The organism is Macrococcus sp. DPC7161, assembly GCF_004117835.1.
Classification (GTDB): domain Bacteria; phylum Bacillota; class Bacilli; order Staphylococcales; family Staphylococcaceae; genus SDSC01.
On sequence record NZ_SDSC01000074.1, the window covers coordinates 1 to 213 of the forward strand.

Consider the following 213-nt stretch of genomic DNA (forward strand, 5'->3'; position numbering starts at 1 on the left):
ATACAGGTGATGATACAAGTGACTCAGATGGCACGAAAGTAACAATCACTGTAGATGGTAAAGATGATCCAACAATCGATTCAGGATTCGTAAAAGAAACACCAGCGACACCTGTATACGATTTAGGAGATAAAGTATGGTTTGATGCAGATAAAGATGGCATCCAAGATGCGGGAGAACCAGGTATTCCAGGTGTAACAGTAACATTAACAA

Annotated in this window: 1 protein-coding gene; it reads left to right on the forward strand. The window is 39.9% G+C overall.

The window, feature by feature from the left end; translation table 11 throughout:
• A partial coding sequence (locus ER639_RS12180) for an SdrD B-like domain-containing protein (protein ID WP_164993462.1) occupies window positions 1-213 on the forward strand: 213 nt, incomplete at both ends.